At 67.1% G+C, this 15,378-nt stretch carries 16 protein-coding genes and 1 pseudogene; 7 read left to right on the top strand and 10 right to left on the bottom strand.

The window, feature by feature from the left end; genetic code table 11:
* Positions 1-7: 7 nt before the first annotated feature.
* Positions 8-1,483: a cryptochrome/photolyase family protein gene (locus V9E98_01310; GenBank protein MEI2715629.1), complete on the bottom strand. Its 1,476-nt coding sequence runs from the start codon at positions 1,481-1,483 to the stop codon at positions 8-10.
* Positions 1,484-1,519: 36 nt separating this feature from the next.
* On the opposite strand from V9E98_01310, the gene V9E98_01315 reads away from it, so the two are divergent.
* Both V9E98_01315 and V9E98_01320 read left to right on the top strand, forming a co-directional pair.
* Complete coding sequence (locus tag V9E98_01315; GenBank protein MEI2715630.1) at positions 1,520-2,086, top strand: maleylpyruvate isomerase family mycothiol-dependent enzyme; 567 nt, start codon at positions 1,520-1,522, stop codon at positions 2,084-2,086.
* Between the two features lie 96 nt (positions 2,087-2,182).
* Positions 2,183-3,307 (top strand): copper homeostasis protein CutC, encoded by a 1,125-nt coding sequence (locus V9E98_01320; GenBank protein MEI2715631.1) that lies wholly within the window; start codon positions 2,183-2,185, stop codon positions 3,305-3,307.
* On the opposite strand, the gene V9E98_01325 is transcribed toward V9E98_01320, so the two are convergent.
* From V9E98_01325 to V9E98_01350, 6 genes and pseudogenes are all read right to left on the bottom strand, one after another.
* Entirely contained in the window at positions 3,295-4,494 is a 1,200-nt protein-coding gene (locus V9E98_01325) for a HAMP domain-containing sensor histidine kinase (GenBank protein ID MEI2715632.1), read from the bottom strand. The genes V9E98_01320 and V9E98_01325 overlap by 13 nt on opposite strands.
* Before the next feature lie 287 nt (positions 4,495-4,781).
* Entirely contained in the window at positions 4,782-4,997 is a 216-nt protein-coding gene (locus tag V9E98_01330; GenBank protein ID MEI2715633.1) for a winged helix-turn-helix domain-containing protein, read from the bottom strand.
* A gap of 202 nt (positions 4,998-5,199) precedes the next feature.
* Positions 5,200-5,502 (bottom strand): annotated as a pseudogene (locus V9E98_01335) (response regulator).
* Positions 5,499-7,337 carry a glycosyltransferase family 39 protein gene (locus V9E98_01340; protein ID MEI2715634.1) on the bottom strand — a complete coding sequence of 613 codons (1,839 nt, stop codon included), beginning with the start codon at positions 7,335-7,337 and terminating at the stop codon, positions 5,499-5,501. Before V9E98_01340 ends, V9E98_01335 begins: the two are co-directional and overlap by 4 nt.
* Before the next feature lie 135 nt (positions 7,338-7,472).
* Entirely contained in the window at positions 7,473-8,525 is a 1,053-nt protein-coding gene (locus V9E98_01345; protein ID MEI2715635.1) for a GtrA family protein, read from the bottom strand.
* Complete coding sequence (locus tag V9E98_01350) at positions 8,503-8,856, bottom strand: glycosyltransferase (protein ID MEI2715636.1); 354 nt, start codon at positions 8,854-8,856, stop codon at positions 8,503-8,505. The genes V9E98_01345 and V9E98_01350 overlap by 23 nt, the downstream gene beginning before the upstream one ends.
* Positions 8,857-9,084: 228 nt before the next feature.
* On the opposite strand from V9E98_01350, the gene V9E98_01355 reads away from it, so the two are divergent.
* Positions 9,085-9,891: an ATP-binding protein gene (locus tag V9E98_01355; GenBank protein ID MEI2715637.1), complete on the top strand. Its 807-nt coding sequence runs from the start codon at positions 9,085-9,087 to the stop codon at positions 9,889-9,891.
* A 142-nt stretch (positions 9,892-10,033) separates the two neighbouring features.
* Here the strand turns inward: V9E98_01355 and V9E98_01360 are convergent, their stop codons facing one another.
* Positions 10,034-10,660: a TetR/AcrR family transcriptional regulator gene (locus V9E98_01360; GenBank protein ID MEI2715638.1), complete on the bottom strand. Its 627-nt coding sequence runs from the start codon at positions 10,658-10,660 to the stop codon at positions 10,034-10,036.
* 144 nt (positions 10,661-10,804) lie between these two features.
* Between V9E98_01360 and V9E98_01365 the strand changes: the two genes are divergently transcribed.
* Positions 10,805-11,566 carry a hypothetical protein gene (locus V9E98_01365; GenBank protein ID MEI2715639.1) on the top strand — a complete coding sequence of 254 codons (762 nt, stop codon included), beginning with the start codon at positions 10,805-10,807 and terminating at the stop codon, positions 11,564-11,566.
* An 88-nt stretch (positions 11,567-11,654) separates the two neighbouring features.
* Positions 11,655-12,062: an ester cyclase gene (locus V9E98_01370; protein ID MEI2715640.1), complete on the top strand. Its 408-nt coding sequence runs from the start codon at positions 11,655-11,657 to the stop codon at positions 12,060-12,062.
* Positions 12,063-12,177: 115 nt separating this feature from the next.
* On the opposite strand, the gene V9E98_01375 is transcribed toward V9E98_01370, so the two are convergent.
* Positions 12,178-12,648, bottom strand: coding sequence for an MFS transporter (locus V9E98_01375; GenBank protein ID MEI2715641.1), 471 nt, complete (start codon positions 12,646-12,648; stop codon positions 12,178-12,180).
* On the opposite strand from V9E98_01375, the gene V9E98_01380 reads away from it, so the two are divergent.
* Positions 12,647-12,943 carry a hypothetical protein gene (locus V9E98_01380; GenBank protein MEI2715642.1) on the top strand — a complete coding sequence of 99 codons (297 nt, stop codon included), beginning with the start codon at positions 12,647-12,649 and terminating at the stop codon, positions 12,941-12,943. The two genes, V9E98_01375 and V9E98_01380, sit on opposite strands and share 2 nt — an antisense overlap.
* 401 nt (positions 12,944-13,344) lie before the next feature.
* Here the strand turns inward: V9E98_01380 and V9E98_01385 are convergent, their stop codons facing one another.
* Positions 13,345-13,788 carry a MarR family transcriptional regulator gene (locus V9E98_01385; GenBank protein MEI2715643.1) on the bottom strand — a complete coding sequence of 148 codons (444 nt, stop codon included), beginning with the start codon at positions 13,786-13,788 and terminating at the stop codon, positions 13,345-13,347.
* Between the two features lie 162 nt (positions 13,789-13,950).
* On the opposite strand from V9E98_01385, the gene V9E98_01390 reads away from it, so the two are divergent.
* Complete coding sequence (locus V9E98_01390) at positions 13,951-14,781, top strand: crotonase/enoyl-CoA hydratase family protein (protein MEI2715644.1); 831 nt, start codon at positions 13,951-13,953, stop codon at positions 14,779-14,781.
* The last annotated feature ends 597 nt before the right edge of the window (positions 14,782-15,378 follow it).

Genomic DNA, 15,378 nt, shown 5'->3' on the forward strand with positions numbered 1-15,378 from the left:
ACTTCCCTCACGGTGCAGCGGATCCGCGGCCTGCCTCCTGACGGAGCAGTTCGTCGAGGTCGCTCAGCCGATCCAATCCGCGCAAAGACTGAGCGACACGCGGATTGGAGGCGAGCCGTTCTCGGTTGCGGTGCAGGAAGGACCAGTACCCCGCCGTGAAGGGGCAGGCATTTGGCCCGACCCGCACGCGCGGGTCGTACGGGCAGGCGGAGCAGTAGTCGCTCATCCGCTTGATGTACGCGCCACCGGCGGCGTACGGCTTGGTCGCCACGATGCCGCCATCGGCGTACTGCGACATCCCCACGACGTTCGGCACCATCACCCAGTCGTAGCCGTCCACGAATGCCCGGTGGAACCAGTCCGTGACCGCGGCAGGATCCCAGCCGCGCTGCATGGCGTAGTTGCCCAGCAGCATCAACCGCGGGATGTGGTGGACCCAGCCGTGGTCGCTCACGTCGGCCAGTGTGCGAGCCAGGCACTCCGCGTCGACGACTTCCGCGTCCAGGTCGGCGAACCAGGCGGGCAGCGGCTCGGTGGCGTCGAGCTCATTCATGTCCCGGTAGGTCGGCGGCAGGTGCCAGTACAGATGCCACACGAAGTCGCGCCATCCGATGATCTGTCGGATGAATCCCTCCACGGACGCCAACGGGACGATGCCGCGGCGGTAGGCATTCTCTGCGCGCTGCACCACTTCGACCGGGTCGAGCAGTCCGAGGTTCATCGGAGCCGACAGCAGGGAATGGGCCATCCACGGGTCGCCGCTCAGCATGGCGTCCTCGTAGGGGCCGAACGTCGGCAGCCGGTGGGTGATGAAGTCGTCCAGCGCGGCGAGAGCCTCGCTGCGGGTGGCCGCGAAGCGGCGTGGACCATCGGAGCCGAGGAATGACACGCGCCCCTCACGCTGCCACCGATCGAGGTCCTCACGGACCTCCGCATCGATGTCGTCTTCCTGCGGCCAACGTGGCTGCGTCACCTCGATCGACCCGGTCCGTGGTGGTGGCTGGCGGTTGTCGGAGTCGTAGTTCCAGCGGCCCCCGACAGGCTGTTCGTCATCCATCAGTACGTTCAGGCGACGGCGGCTGTCCCGGTAGAAGTCCTCCATCAGCAGTCGCCGCCGACCGCGCGCGTCGACCCACCGCTCGAAGTCGTCCGCTGAGGTCGCGAAGCCACGCGCGGGAAATATCTCGACCCGGGCATGTCCGCTGACGAATCGTAGAGCCCCCTGTGACGTGGGGTGACAGACACTCAGCGGCTCGTCGATTCCGCTCAGCGCGGCGGAGTAGGTGTCGGCCTTGACGTAGGAACACTGCTCGCCCAACTCGGCCGCACGGTGCCGCATGGCGGACAGCACGAGGTGGGCCTTCGCGCGGTGGAAACGCCGTCGGGCGAATACCCCGCGGGCCTCGATCAGCAACACGGCCTGGTTCGGGTCATCAAGGAAATGGGGGCCGAGCTGGTCGCCGAAGAGCCAACGCCGTGTCACGGTGCCAGTCAAGCGCACCGCACCGGGCGGAGCGCGGTGAGTCACGGCGATAGATTCGCGGGTGTGGACCTCTTCGCCGAGATCGCCGATGAACGACGCCGAACGGCCGATGTGTTGGCTTCGCTGACTCCCGAACAGATGCGTACGCCCAGCCTCTGTGACGCATGGACAGTGCGCGATGTGGCAGCGCACCTGCTCATGCCATTGATTACCCCCGGTCCGAAGTTCGGTGTGGCGCTGATCCGCCATCGCCTCAACTTCAGCCGAACCAGCGAGGCGCTCACTGCTGACGTGGCACAACGTTCGGACGCTGACCTGGTGGCAGGGCTACGGGACAACGCCGCCAGTCGATTCACGCCGCCAGGTTTGGGGCCGCAAGCGCCACTCACCGACGTCGTCATCCACGGCCAGGACATACGACGTCCGCTGGGCCTGGGACGCGAGTTCCCGCCGGAGCGACTGGCCGTGGTCTTGGAGTTCCTCACGGGCCCCGATGCCCGCCGCGGATTCGTCCCCGCGGCGCGTACTCGGGGCTTGCGTTTCGTCGCGACGGACCTCGACTGGTCCGTCGGCTCCGGTGCCGGAGGTCATCGGTCCGGGTGAGGCCGTGATGATGGCCGTCGCCGGGCGTGCGGTGGCACTGGACGATCTCACCGGCGCTGGGGTCGCGGATCTCGCAAACCGGTTGGCGAAGTGACAGTGCCCGCACCGGCGCCGACGGGGCGGCAACCGTGGGAATCGTGGATCGCGGATTCCTACGCGGACCTGTTCGCGCGGCCGTTGGCCCGCCGATCGGATCTGTACGACAGCGACCGAGCGGTCTTGTGTCATGGCCTCGGCAGCGATCCGACCTTCGTGTACGTCAACCGGACCGCCCAGCAACTGTGGGAGCGGCCATGGCGGTCGTTCATCGGGATGCCCTCGCGGCTGACAGCGCCCCCCGCACACCGCGCCGAGCGCTCGGCGGCGTTGAACGGCGGAAAGGTAGCCACCGATTACACCGGAGAGCGCGTCAGCGCCACAGGCCGTCGGTTTCGCATCCTGGGAGCCACGATCTTCCCGGTCCGTGACGGCGCGGGTGAAGTCGTCGGGCAGGCGGCCACTTTCGTGCACTGGGAACCGATCCGCCGCCGCCCGTTGTTGGAGGTACTCGCGACGTCAGTCGACGAGGTTGGCGTGGCGCTGTCCGGGGGCGCGGATCGGATCGAGTTGTGCGCGGACTACGCCAGCGGCGGTCTCACTCCCAGCACTGACCTCGTGCACAGCGTCGCGGGCCCAGCTCGCGAGCAGGGTGTCGGGGTGATGGCCATGATCCGACCCCGACCCGGTGACTTCGTCTACTCGCGACACGAACTCGACACCATGCGGCGCAGCGTGGCTGACGTCCTGGCCGCGGGGGCCAGTGGTGTCGTGCTCGGCTGCCTGACGGCGGGCGGGCAACTCGACGTGGTGGCGACGGGTGCGTTGGTGCAAGCGGCGGCGGGCGCTCCCGTGACGGTGCACCGCGCCGTCGACGATTCCGTTGACCCCTTGGCGGCGGCGCTGGCTGCGTTCGCCACGGGTGCTGATCGCGTGCTCACGTCAGGCGGCGCGGCGACGGCGCTGCTCGGAAGTGACGTTGTGCGCCGGATGGTCGCCGAGACGCCGATAGCCGCCACGGTGGTCGCGGGTTCGGGTGTGACCCCGGACAACGTCGCCGCGCTCGTGGCACGCACCGGAGTCACCGAAGTGCACGGATCCCTGCGCACGGCCGCGGGCCCGCCGGACCCAGCAGCGGTGCAGGCGATGGTGGCCGCGTTGGCAGCAATCGGTCAGTCGGGCTGAGCCGGCAGCCACACGTCGAAAATGGCCCCGGTGGGGGAGTTGTCGCGCACCGACACCGAACCGCCCAGCGCAGACACGATCGCGGCGACGATGCTCAACCCGAGCCCAGAACCGCCCGCGGACCGAGTGCGGCTGGGGTCGCCGCGGTAGAACCGCTCGAACACGCGCGACTTCTCGGCATCGGGAATCCCAGGTCCGGAGTCGGCGACGGCTGCCCGCACCCAGCCCGCGCGGCTGCTGTCCACAGTGACGACAACCTCGCCATCGCTGTACTTGCACGCGTTGCCGACGAGGTTTCCCAGGACTTGGCGCAGCCGCATCTCGTCGCCGATCACCACCGGCGCTGCCGACCCCTCGGTGCGCAACCGCAGGGCTCGGACCGGTTGCGCCGCCCGGGTCGCCTGCACGACCTCGTTGGCGATGTGGAGCAGGTCCACCGGGTGCTGCTCGAGCGGGCGCTGTTGATCGAGGCGGGCAAGCAGCAGAAGGTCATCGACCAGCCCCCCCATCCGTTTGGCCTCGCCTTCGAGCCGGTCGAACGTCTCCGGGACACGCTCTGGTGGCACCCCTCCACGCAGGTACAACTCGGAGTACCCGCGGATCGTCGTGAGGGGAGTGCGCAACTCGTGGCTCGCATCGGCGACGAACTGGCGCATGCGGGCTTCGGATTGCCTCGACTCCTGTAGTGCATCGTCCCGCTCACCGATCGTCTGCTCGATCTCGTCCACCATGCTGTTGAAGGCCGCCGACAGTTGCCCGACCTCGGTGGTGGGCTCATGCTCGGGGACACGTCGGCTCAGGTCGCCCGCCGCGATCGCGGTCGCGGTCTGTTCCACCGTCGCCAGCGGCCGAAGGCTGCGCCGCACCGCGTAGAGCGCTGTCAACGCGAGCGCCCCGAGGACCACCAGGCCGACCACTCCCTCGAGGAGGATCAGCCGCGACACCGTCGCCTCCACCTCCGCCAGGGGTTTGGCGACGAACAGGGTGCCCTGGCGGACGGGCTGCCCGATGGCCCGCCAGGCGCCACCTTCGCCGGGGACCGTGACGGGCTGTCCCGGCGGAACGGTGACCAAGGACGTGAGGTCCGGGGAACCTGCGCTGAAGGGACGGCTGAGGATCTGCACAGTGCCGCTCTGCATCTGCCACGCCACGAAGAACTCGGCGGGCAGTTCGACGATGCCCGTCACCGGGCACCTCGGGTTCGTCGTCGACGGGAAGGGCGGGCTGAGCATCGGCGGGTCGGAACACCGCGGGTTGGCTCCCGGGACCGCGGAACAAAGGCGGGCCCGGCATGTTGTCGTCGTCGAATCCGGAGCGGGTGACCTGAAGCAGTTGCTGGTCGATCTGACCGATCAAGTAGTTGCGCAGGGCCGCGACGGCCACCGAACCGGCCACGAGCAGTGCCGCTGCCCCCAGTGCCACGACGATCACGACGAGCTGGGTGCTGAGGGGCCGACGGCGCCACCAGCCCACGTCAGGTGTCCGTCCCCGTGGGAGTGCGGAGCACATACCCGAAGCCACGGACCGTGTGCAGGAGTGAAGGCTCGGTCGTGTCGATCTTGCGCCTCAGATACGACACATAGGACTCGACAATTCCGGACTCTCCCTCGAAGTCGTAGTGCCAGACCCGATCCAAGATCGTGCTCTTGGACAGGACTTTGTCGGGATTGGCCAGGAACAGCCGGAGCAGGTTGAACTCCGTGGGAGTGCAGCTCGATCAAGGTGCCTGCCTTGCGGACCTCGTGACGGTCCTCATCCATCTCGATGTCCCCGACGGTCAGGCGCGGGGTTCCGGTGTCGCTGCGTTTGCCGGCCCGCCGCAGCAGGGCCTCCAACCGGGCGATCACTTCTTCGAGACTGAACGGTTTGGTGACGTAGTCGTCGCCACCCACGGAAAGTCCGCGGACTTTGTCCTCGGTGGCGTCCCGCGCGGTCAGGAACAGCACGGGAGCGTCCTGCCCTTCGGCCCGTAGCCGACGCACGAGATCGAATCCGTCCAGACCAGGCATCATGACATCGAGCACCAAGGCATCAGGTCGCTCCTGTCGGGCCATGGTGAGCGCTTTACGCCCGTCCGTTGCCGTGCTCACATCGAAACCGGCGAACCGGAGGCTGGCCGCGAGCAGGTCGAGAATCGTCTGCTCGTCGTCGGCGATCAGCAGCCGGCCGCGAGAAGTGGTCATGGCGCCCATCATGCCCGCTCAGTGAGGTCGTACAGCGTCACGCCATCGACCGTGACGGCGGTGAAGTTCTGCTGGACCCACTGCGAGATCGCAGCGGAGGTCCCACCCCCGGGGCCACCCCGTCCTCCTCCGGGGCCCCCGTTCGAGGCGATGAACCAGTGGATTCGTCCCTGCGCGACCAGATCCTGGAACTCGGCGAGCGTCGGTGAGGGGTCACTGCCGTTGAAGCCCCCGATCGGCATGACGGAGTAGCCGGTGGCCAACTGGTAACCGGCGCCGCTCTGGCTGCCGACGGCTGCGGCGATCCAGGTGTAGTCGCCGGCGTCCTGCGTCAGGGTGGCGACGAGTTCCGACGAAGGAGTGCTCGCATTCAGAAGGCCACCAGGACCGCCGGTCGGTCCGCCGATTCCACCGGGCCCACCTGCGGGAGGTCCGCCGCGGCCCGCCACTCCGGACCCGGACAATGCCGGCCCGGCGGAGGGCAGCGATCCGGTGTGAGGAGTGGCGACCGTGTCGAGCGTGAACAACAACGGCCCGGCCAACAGCAGTACCACTGCGGCACCGGCCGTCATCCGCTGCCAGCGGTCACCTTCCGCCAGCCCCAAACCCGCCGCCGCAGCCATGCCGCCGACGGCGACGACGAAGGCCGCAAGTGAGTACGCGCCGTCTGCTCGGATCAGCAGACTTGTCGCGTACAGGGCAGACACAGCGACCACGACAGCGAGAGCCCACCGTGCCTGGCCTCCGGCGCGACGCCGCCACAGCAGGGTCGCACCGATCGCCACAACAGCGGCTATCGCCGGGGCAAGAGCGACTGCGTAGTACTCATGGATGATGCCGGACGCGAATGAGAACGTCAGCGCCGTGACCAGCAACCACCCCGACCACAGGATCAGCCCAGCGCGGTAGCGGTCGGTGCGGCTGTCGCGTCGGGTCAACCAGAACCCCGCGATCATCAGCAGGAGTGCGGCAGGCAGGAGCCATGCGATGCCACCCGCCCATGAGGCATCGAACATCCGATGCCAACTCGGGTCGCCCCACATCCCGCCACCCGCGCCGGTGCCACCAGGAACGACACTGCCCGGCTCGTCGCCCGTGATCCGACCGAGACCGTTGTACCCGAGGATCAACTCCCAGGCACTGTTGGTCTGGGAGCCGCCGATGTAGGGGCGACTGTCCGCCGGCCAGAGCTCGACGACAGCGACCCACCATCCGCCCGCGAGCACCATCACAGCCGCGGCGATGAGCAGGTCGCGGATTCGGCGTCCGATAGTTGTCGGGGCGGCGATGAGGTACGTGAGCGCGAAGGCTGGAAGTACGAGCAAGGCCTGCAGGCTCTTGGTCAGAAACGCGAATCCGATCAGTGCCGCCGCAAGCATCAACCAGCGCACTGCTGCGGCTTCGGTGGCGCGGACCATGGCGTAGGCAGCGGCGATCAGCAACAGCACCAGCAGCGCGTCGGGGTTGTTGAACCGGAAGATCAGGGCGGCGATCGGCGTCAGGGCCAACGCCGCTCCCGCGAGCAGACCCGCATTCGACCCGTACCAGCGCCGCACGCTGAGGTACAGCAGTCCGACAGAACCGACGCCCATGAGCGCCTGTGGCATGAGCAGACTCCACGAGTTCAGCCCGAACAACTTGACCGACAGGGCCATCACCCAGATCGCCGCCGGGGGTTTGTCCACGGTGATCGAGTTGGCCATGTCCGACGATCCGAACAGGAAGGCGGTCCAGTTGTCCGCCCCCGCCTGAGCGGCGGCGGAGTAGAAGGCGTTGGCCCAACCCGAGGCGGACAGGTTCCACAGATAGAGGACGGCGGTGGCGCCAAGCAGGACGGCCAGCGCCAACCGTTGTCGGTTTGTCGCCTGGTCGCGGCCCGCTGGGGGTGGTCCCGTTGGTCTTCTGGTCGAGGGTCTTCCGTTCGAGGGTGTTCCGTTCGAGATGCGTGGCCGCGCGTGGTGCAGAGGTCTCGGCGATGGTCGTCATGAGCGTCCCTTCAGTTGGGTGGCAGAGGTCAGTTGCGCGGCAGAGGTCAGTTGCGCGGCGGAGGTCAGTTGCGCGGCGGAGGTCAGTTGCGCGGCGGAGGTCAGTTGCGCGGCGGAGGTCAGTTGCGCGGCGGAGGCCGGTTGGGCGGTGAACGTCAGTGGGGGATCGGAGGTGCGAGAGGTGAAGACCCACGAGCGGAACAGAAGGAACCGCACCAGGGTCGCGAGGAGATTGGCGGCCGTGAGCACCAGCAGTTCGACCGTGGCACCCGAGTCAGGCGCCATCAGATGCAGCAGTGCCAAGGAACTGCTCGTGATCAGCAGTGCGATGGCGAGGACGATGTAGCCCTGGGCTTGATGGCGCCAGCGTCCGTCGGGTCCACGGATGCCGAAGGTGAACCGGCGATTGACGGCTGTGTTGGCGTAAGTCGCAACCAGCAGCGCGGCGACGTTGGCGATCTGGGCCGGAAGTGCGAGTCGGAATACCCAGAACAGCAGACCGAACAGCACGGTGCTGCCCACGCCGACAATCGCGAACCGGACGATGTTGCCGAGCAAACCTTGATCGGGGCCAGGCAGCGGTGCGCGCGGGTTCAGATGGGCGACGGACAGGCGCCCGGAGGCGAATCCGCGAGTCAGCCGGGCGATTCCCCGCAGATCCTCGCGAGCGGTCGACACGATGTCGACGCGGGAGTCGGGGTCGTCGATCCAGTCGACCGGAACCTCATGGATCCGCATCCCGGCGCGTTCGGCCAACGTGAGCAGTTCGGTGTCGAAGAACCAGGCGTTGTCCTCCACCAGCGGCAACAGAACGTGGGCGCGATCGGCTCGAATGGCCTTGAACCCGCACTGAGCGTCGCTGAATCGGACCCCCAGCGCCGTGCGCAGCAGCAGGTTGTAGGACCGCGAGATGAACTCCCGCTTGGGCCCGCGCACGACCCTCGACCCGCGCCCCAGGCGAGTGCCGATCGCGATGTCGGAGTGGCCGCTGAGCAGGGGGGCGATCAGCGGCAACAGGGCGTCCAGATCAGTCGACAGGTCGACGTCCATGTACGCCAGTACGGTGGCATCGGATTCCAGCCAGGTGGTGCGCGAGCGCCCGGCCCCGGCCCTTCTGGCTCAGGTGCAGTGCGCGGACCTCGGCGAATCGCTCCGCCAGTAGGCACGCTTCGGGCCAGGTGCCGTCGGTGCTCCCGTTGTCGGCGATCGTGATCACCGAGGTCACGGGCAGCCCACGGAGGTGGGCAACGAGCCGTTCGATGGTGGCCCGCAGGCCGAACTCCTCGTTGAACACGGGGATGACGACATCCAGATCGACGGTCGTTTGGCCCGCGGTACCGACTGTGATGGGGTCGGGCTCTGCGGTCGTGGTCGATTCCATGAGCCCACGATGTCGGGCCAACCTGGGAGAAACCTGGGAGTCGGATGTCGGTAGCCCGGATCAATCGATGGTTCGGCTACTGGGCGCCACCATCGGGGCGCCAGGCGGCGTTGCAGCCACTCACCAGTGGCCCACACTGCCGTCGCGACTGCGCCTTGCCATCGCACCCGCTGGTGACGCTCGCTACTCCGAGGACCGAAGGATCAGAGCCTCCCGCACAATGGGCGGGTGAACTACTGGAGCAGTCCCGCGGTGGCCTTGGCCGTAGCCTTCGCCATCGCCCTCCTGTCCGGGGTCGTCGTCGGCGGTGGTGTGAGGTACGTGTTCGGGCGCCGCACGCACCTGAGTTGGTCGGCCAGCGTCCTCTCGGGCATGGTCGGTGCGTTCTTGTCGATTACCTTCGGGATCCTGGCGGTTGGCAGTCCACAGGAGTTCCATCCGATCTGGGCGTTGATCCTGGCGGTGGCGGGGACGGCGGTAGTGATGTGGATCGCGACGCGACTGTCGCGGCCCCCGGAACGTTCGGCGCGCGAGTTGATCGATGCCGGGGAAGCCGCCGATGTCGAGTTCAAGTCGACCGCGCGCTGCAATCTGCACACCCGGCAACGCGACGAGAAGCTCGAACTCGTGATCGCGAAGACGGTCGCGGCCTTTGCCAACAGTGAGGGCGGTTCGCTGTTGATCGGGGTGTCGGACGAGGGGGAAGCGCTCGGTTTGGAGCCGGACCTCCAGTTCATGAAGCAGCGTGACAACGATCGCTACGAACTCTGGCTACGCGATTTCTTGAGCCAGGTCATCGGGGGTGCGGCGACCGCGTCCCTCAAGGTGAGTTTCCCGGACATCGGCGGCACCGACATCTGCCTGGTGCGGGTCCCGGCTGCCACCCGCCCTGTGTATGTGGTGCCGAAGAAGGGCGAAGGGCCGCAGTTGTGGGTGCGGGTGGGTAACTCCAGCAGGCAACTACCGCTCGATCAGGCGCTGGCGTACGCCTCCGACCGCTGGGGTCGCCGCCGCCTGCGGGTGTCTCAAGGGTGACGCGAGCGGGGCCAGGTCGGGAGACCGCCCAAGTCTGCGTAGACCCATCTCGGGCCATCGCGAACCATCTCAAACCTCTCGGAGTCACCCCGAACATCCCACCCGTGACAGCGCGATCGTTCGCTGGCGGAACTTGCCGGGGTCAGGGCGCGCCGTCGCGATCAGGCCCGGTGTCGGGGTCCGTGTCGCTGGTCAACATCGTGGCGACGAGTCGGACGATGTGCTCGGTGTACCGTCGTAGTGGCCACTTGCGGTCAACGACGAGGTCCTCGTACATCGTGGGTGAGATGAGTGCGCTGATCATGTCGGTGGCTTGGTTGACGGTCCAGCCTGTGCGCAGCCCTCCCGATTCCGCGACTGGCCGGACCACCGAACGAATCCCCTCGAGCCGGACAGTCATGCGGTCCTGCCAGGCAGTCGCGGCAGTCCCGTCGGTTCTTCGAGCCTCTTTGAGGGCCAAGCTCACGGCGGCCACGTCGGCGTTGTAGGTGGCGGCGGCGGCGACCGCCCCGAGCAAGGCCTTCCTCGGATCGCTCAACTGCAGTGACGGTGCCATGAGCTGCTGCAGCCGACCGGAGTTGTCCATCCACGCCACGAGGGCGAGCAACAGGCCATTGCGTGAGCCGAAGTGCAGATAGACGGCCTGTCGTGAGACTCCGGCCGCGGCCGCTACCCGGGCCAAGCTGATGTCCGCGAACGGAGTGGTCTCCACGAGCAGTTTGGTGGCGGCGAGGATTTCCTCGCGCGTCTCGGGAGAACCTGTACTCACGCCGTCACTTTACAGGTTGACAAGTTCGCTCGGCGTCCCCTAACTTGACAACTTGTCAGCGTGTAAAGCTAGATGACTGGCAGCGGAGAACGGTCGCGATACGGTTCCGATTCGCTCGCGGTGTCGGTCATGAAGGAGTGCCACATGTCCACCGACACCACTGAGGTGACCTCGTCATCCACCGGGACTCCCTCGGCTCAGAGGGGTCATCGTCTGGCCGGTGCGGCGACGCTTGTGTCGGCGCCGGTAGCCATCGCGAGCATGGCTGTCATCTTGAGTGGCGCGAACTGGGATTCGTCCATCTTCGAGGACTCGACTCGACTCCTCGGATATGGAGCCTCGGCGGCCGCTGCCGCCCAGCTCGGCATGGTCCTCGACGTCATCGGCTACTACGCGCTGCTGGTCCCCGCACTCCTAGTCTTGAACTCAGCCATGGCCCGGCGGCGCCCCGACCTCGCGGGGATAGCCACCTTCGCTGGGGCCACCTACATCGTTACCGGAGCCGCTGGTGCCGCCATGCTGTCGGCCGTTTGGCCAACCGCTTTGAACAGCGTGGGGGAGGTCGGGGCTGACACCAGCACCATCGCCGTGTCGTTCGACATGATCAACAATGCCGTCGTCGATGGTCTGTGGAACCTGCTCGGCTCCGCCGCCATCGCGGTCTGGCTCCTGATCGTCGGTCCCCTGTCGTGGCGCAGCGGCCGAGCGTTCGCGGTGCTCACCGTGATCGTCGGTGGCGCTGCGGCGATCGAGACCGTCGCGACGCAGATGGGACTGCACGAAATGGCCAGCGTTTTCCTGCAGCTCTACCTGTACGGACTGCCGGTGTGGGCAGCTTGGCTGGGCATCCGTCTGCTGCGAGGCAAGACGATCATCGTGGCGGACGACCGCTTGGCCGAGGGATGACATTCCGCGAACGATCCGGCCAGTGCAGTGGCCCTCATGTCTCAATCGGCCGGAACAACAACTGACCGAACAACAACTGGAGGTATGGATGACTACTCGCGACACGGTGGAGCTCGTGCTCAGTGCCTGGGATCAAGGGGACGCCGATGCCATTCGGCGCCTGTACACGGAGGACTACCGGGATCACGACCCCTTGCCCGGGTCAGTTGGTGGTGTCGAAGGGGTGATTCAGCAGGTGGGGATGCTCACCTCTGCCTTCGCCGACGGTCACACCGAAGTCGAGGATGTTGTCGAGGTCGGAGACAAGGTCTGCGTGAGATGGCGCTTCACCGGGACGCACGCCGGCGATTTCATGGGCACCCCCGCGTCCGGGAACAGTGTTTCGGTCCAGGGCATGGAGTTCTGGCGGATGCGGGACGGGCGGATCGCCGAGGCCTGGACGACAGTTGACCTCTTGGCCCTCATGATGCAGGTCGGGGCGATTCCGACGGGGTAGTGCCGTCGCTGTTCCACTACTCGAGGTGGCGGGAATGGGCAGGTGCGGAACCCGGGTCGCGCGGGACTCAGCCGGCACCCTGCGAGTTCCGATCGGCGCCACTGCTGAACGACGGTCAGGTGAAGTCGACTCGGCGGCGGAAAGTCCACAGCAACCCGACCGCCACCGCCAGCGCGAGCAGCCCGGGAATCACCAGGCCCGCCCGGGGGCCGATGGTTTCGGTGAACCAGCCCACCAAAGGGGCTCCCAGGGGGGTGGTGCCGAAGAACACCGCCAAGTACAGCGACATCACCCGGCTGCGCTGAGCGGGGTCGGAACGGGTCTGGAGATACGAGTTGGCGGCAGTCATCATCGTGAGGGCGGTGATGCCGCACAGCGCCAAGGTCGCGGCGTACAGCCAGGCGTTGGGAGCCAGTCCCGCCAGCACGGTCGCGCTGGACAGCGCCAGAGCAGCGATCGAGATGATGCGTAGGTCCGTGCGCCCCCGTCGGGCGGACAGCAGCGAGCCCGCCAGCGAACCGACCGCCATCACGGACCCGAGGATGCCGAACACGACCGGCCCGGCGCCGAACTCCAGCGTGCTCATGGTTGCCGTGGTGATCTGGGAGTTCAACGCGAACATCGAGACCGAAGCCGGCGAGTGCGATCACGAACAGCAGGTCGGGGCGCTCGCGCACATGACGCATGCCGGAGCGGATCCCGCCATGTGCCCGGCCGGTCTCGGGGGCAGCGGTCGTGATGCCCGCCAGAGCGATGAGCATCACGACGAAGGTCGCGGCGTTGACGAGGAACACCCACCCGGTCCCGAACGCGGCGATCACCACCCCCGCGATCGCCGGGCCGAGGAGTCGGGCGGCGTTGAAGGAGGCACCGTTGAGTGACACGGCGTTGACCACCTGGTCCCGTGGGACCAGGTCGGACACGATCGACTGGCGTGCCGGTGCGTCCACAGCAGTGATGACTCCCAGGAGTGCCGCCGCGCCCATGAGGAGGCCCGTGGTCACGGACCCGTTGAGAACCAGCGCACCGAGTGCCAGCGCCTGAAGTCCCAAAGCCACCTGAGTCACCATGAGCAGTCGGCGCCGGTCGACACGATCGGCGAGCACTCCCGCCCAGGGTCCGATCACAAGAATGGGGAGGAACTGAAGCGCGGTCACCGCTCCCAGCACGAGCGCGTCGCCACTGATGGCCAGAGCCAGCCACGCCTGGCCGACCCGGTGCATCCAGGTACCGACGTTGGAGGCGAGCGCGCCAGTCGCGTAGCGGCGGTAGGCGGGGATGGCTAGTGAGGCGAAGGTGCGTCCGCGACCAGTTTCGCCAGCAGCGGTGCCGCTCGCAGAATCAGGTCCCGTTCCTCCTTCGGCATCTCGCTCAAGCGGTCCCGCAGCCATCGGTCGCGCGCTTCGCGGTAGGTGTCGATCCATTCGAGGGCCTGTGGGGTCAGCGTGATTACGATCTGTCGCCCGTCCTGGGGGTGAGGTTCCCGGGCCACCCATCCGTCCTCTTCCAACGCGGCCAGAATCCGGGACATCGTCGGTGGCCGGACCTGCTCCATGGCCGCCAAAGCCCCGGGCGTCGTCGGACCGTGCTGGGCCAGGTCGCCGAGGACTGACAGTTGGCTCGGAGTAAGACGGTCGTCGCGCTCCTGGCGCAACCGGCGGGCGAGCCGCATCACGGCCGTCCGAAGCTCCGGCACCGCGCGTTGTTGTCGCGGGGTGAGTCTCATGGAGGGGTCTCCTTCGCCGGACGGTATCCGTACGCGTGGGGAGCATAGCCGATCCCTTCCGTTCTGTTAGTCAACCTAGTTACCTTTGCTAACGATATGGCCCGCCGTGACATTCCCCAACCTGCCGTGACCGGGTTGTGACCCGGATGGTTGGATGGGGATATGACGTATCGATGCTTCGACGTGACGGTCGCCGACCATGTCGCCCACATCCAACTCAACCGCCCCGACGAGTTGAACACGATGGTCCCGGAGTTCTGGAACGATCTGCCCCGCATCGTGACTGAACTCAGTGACGAGGGCAGCGTTCGAGCCGTGGTCATCTCCTCGACCGGCAAACACTTCAGTGCGGGAATGGACCTTTCGGTGTTCACCGGTTCGGCGATCATGGGTGATGGGGAGGCGGGCCGCCGCCACGCCACCTTGTCCTTGCTGGTGCGCAGGCTCCAGCACAGTTTCACCGCCTTGGAACAGGCTCGGATGCCGGTGCTGGTGGCAGTGCAAGGAGGCTGCATCGGCGGTGCTGTGGACATGGTGTGCGCCGCGGACATGAGGTACGCGAGCGAGGACGCCTTCTTCGTGATCCAGGAGACCAACATCGGGATGACCGCCGATGTGGGCACGTTGCAGCGCCTTCCCAAACTGATCCCCGACGGCGTGGCCCGCGAGATGGTGTACACGGGACGGCGCATGTCCGCCGAGCGGGCCGCGCAGGTCGGACTGGTCAACGAGGTGTTCCCCGACTACGAATCACTCGTCGCCGGGGTTCTTGCGATCGCGGCCGAGATCGCGGCTCACAGCCCCCTGACCATGTGGGGTGCCAAGGAAGCACTCGTCTACGCCCGAGATCATTCCGTCCCCGACGCGCTGCACCAGATCTCGCTGTGGCAAAGCGGTGCGTTCCAACCCGGCGACATGATGGAGGCCTTCGCGGCCAAGGGTGAGAAGCGGACTCCTGTCTATCCCGATCTCCCGCCCGCTCCCACCCTCTGACTGGTCAGTGAGGACGGGCTGGCACCGACGCCTGTGGCCGGGTTCCCTCTGAGAACCACGGACGCCCATACCGACGCCCGGCGCATGCGCCGGGCTGGTGCTGATAGTTGTCCGCCCATCCGGACTATTCGCTCTGGCCTCGGATGCCGGATGCGCAGTACCGTCAGGTGAGCCGGAGAGGCCGGCTCGGGAGGTGGTGCCCTATGGCGGACTACTACGACGAACTCACCGACACCGACCTGAGCATGGTCGGCAGCGAAGGCGTGGCATACAGCTGCTCGCCGGAGTGCTGAACAACGACAGCTGTCGCAGAGCCCGGGCCCAACAGGGCCCGGGCTCTGTCGCTTCCTACCCGTCGCCTGGGCCCAACAGGGCCTGGGCTCTGTCGCTTCCTACCCGTCGCCTGGGCCCAACAGGGCCTGGGCTCTGTCGCTTCCTACCCGTCGCCTGGGCCCAACAGGGCCTGGGCTCTGTCGCTTCCTACCCGTCGCCTGGGCCCAACAGGGCCTGGGCTCTGTCGCTACCTACCCGTCGCCTGGGCCCAACAGGGCCTGGGCTCTTTCGCTTCCTACCCGTCGCGGCGTCCGCGAATGTTCG

This window comes from Candidatus Nanopelagicales bacterium, from assembly GCA_037045355.1.
Taxonomy (GTDB): Bacteria; Actinomycetota; Actinomycetes; order S36-B12.

Excerpts from the sequence above, each read along its gene's own strand:
- V9E98_01365 (MEI2715639.1), top strand. The coding sequence starts at position 10,805 with ATGTCCACCGACACCACTGAGGTGACCTCGTCATCCACCGGGACTCCC.
- V9E98_01390 (MEI2715644.1), top strand. The coding sequence starts at position 13,951 with ATGACGTATCGATGCTTCGACGTGACGGTCGCCGACCATGTCGCCCAC.
- V9E98_01375 (MEI2715641.1), bottom strand. The coding sequence starts at position 12,648 with ATGAGCACGCTGGAGTTCGGCGCCGGGCCGGTCGTGTTCGGCATCCTC.
- V9E98_01370 (MEI2715640.1), top strand. The coding sequence starts at position 11,655 with ATGACTACTCGCGACACGGTGGAGCTCGTGCTCAGTGCCTGGGATCAA.
- V9E98_01380 (MEI2715642.1), top strand. The coding sequence starts at position 12,647 with ATGGTTGCCGTGGTGATCTGGGAGTTCAACGCGAACATCGAGACCGAA.
- V9E98_01350 (MEI2715636.1), bottom strand. The coding sequence starts at position 8,856 with ATGGAATCGACCACGACCGCAGAGCCCGACCCCATCACAGTCGGTACC.
- V9E98_01385 (MEI2715643.1), bottom strand. The coding sequence starts at position 13,788 with ATGAGACTCACCCCGCGACAACAACGCGCGGTGCCGGAGCTTCGGACG.
- V9E98_01345 (MEI2715635.1), bottom strand. The coding sequence starts at position 8,525 with ATGGACGTCGACCTGTCGACTGATCTGGACGCCCTGTTGCCGCTGATC.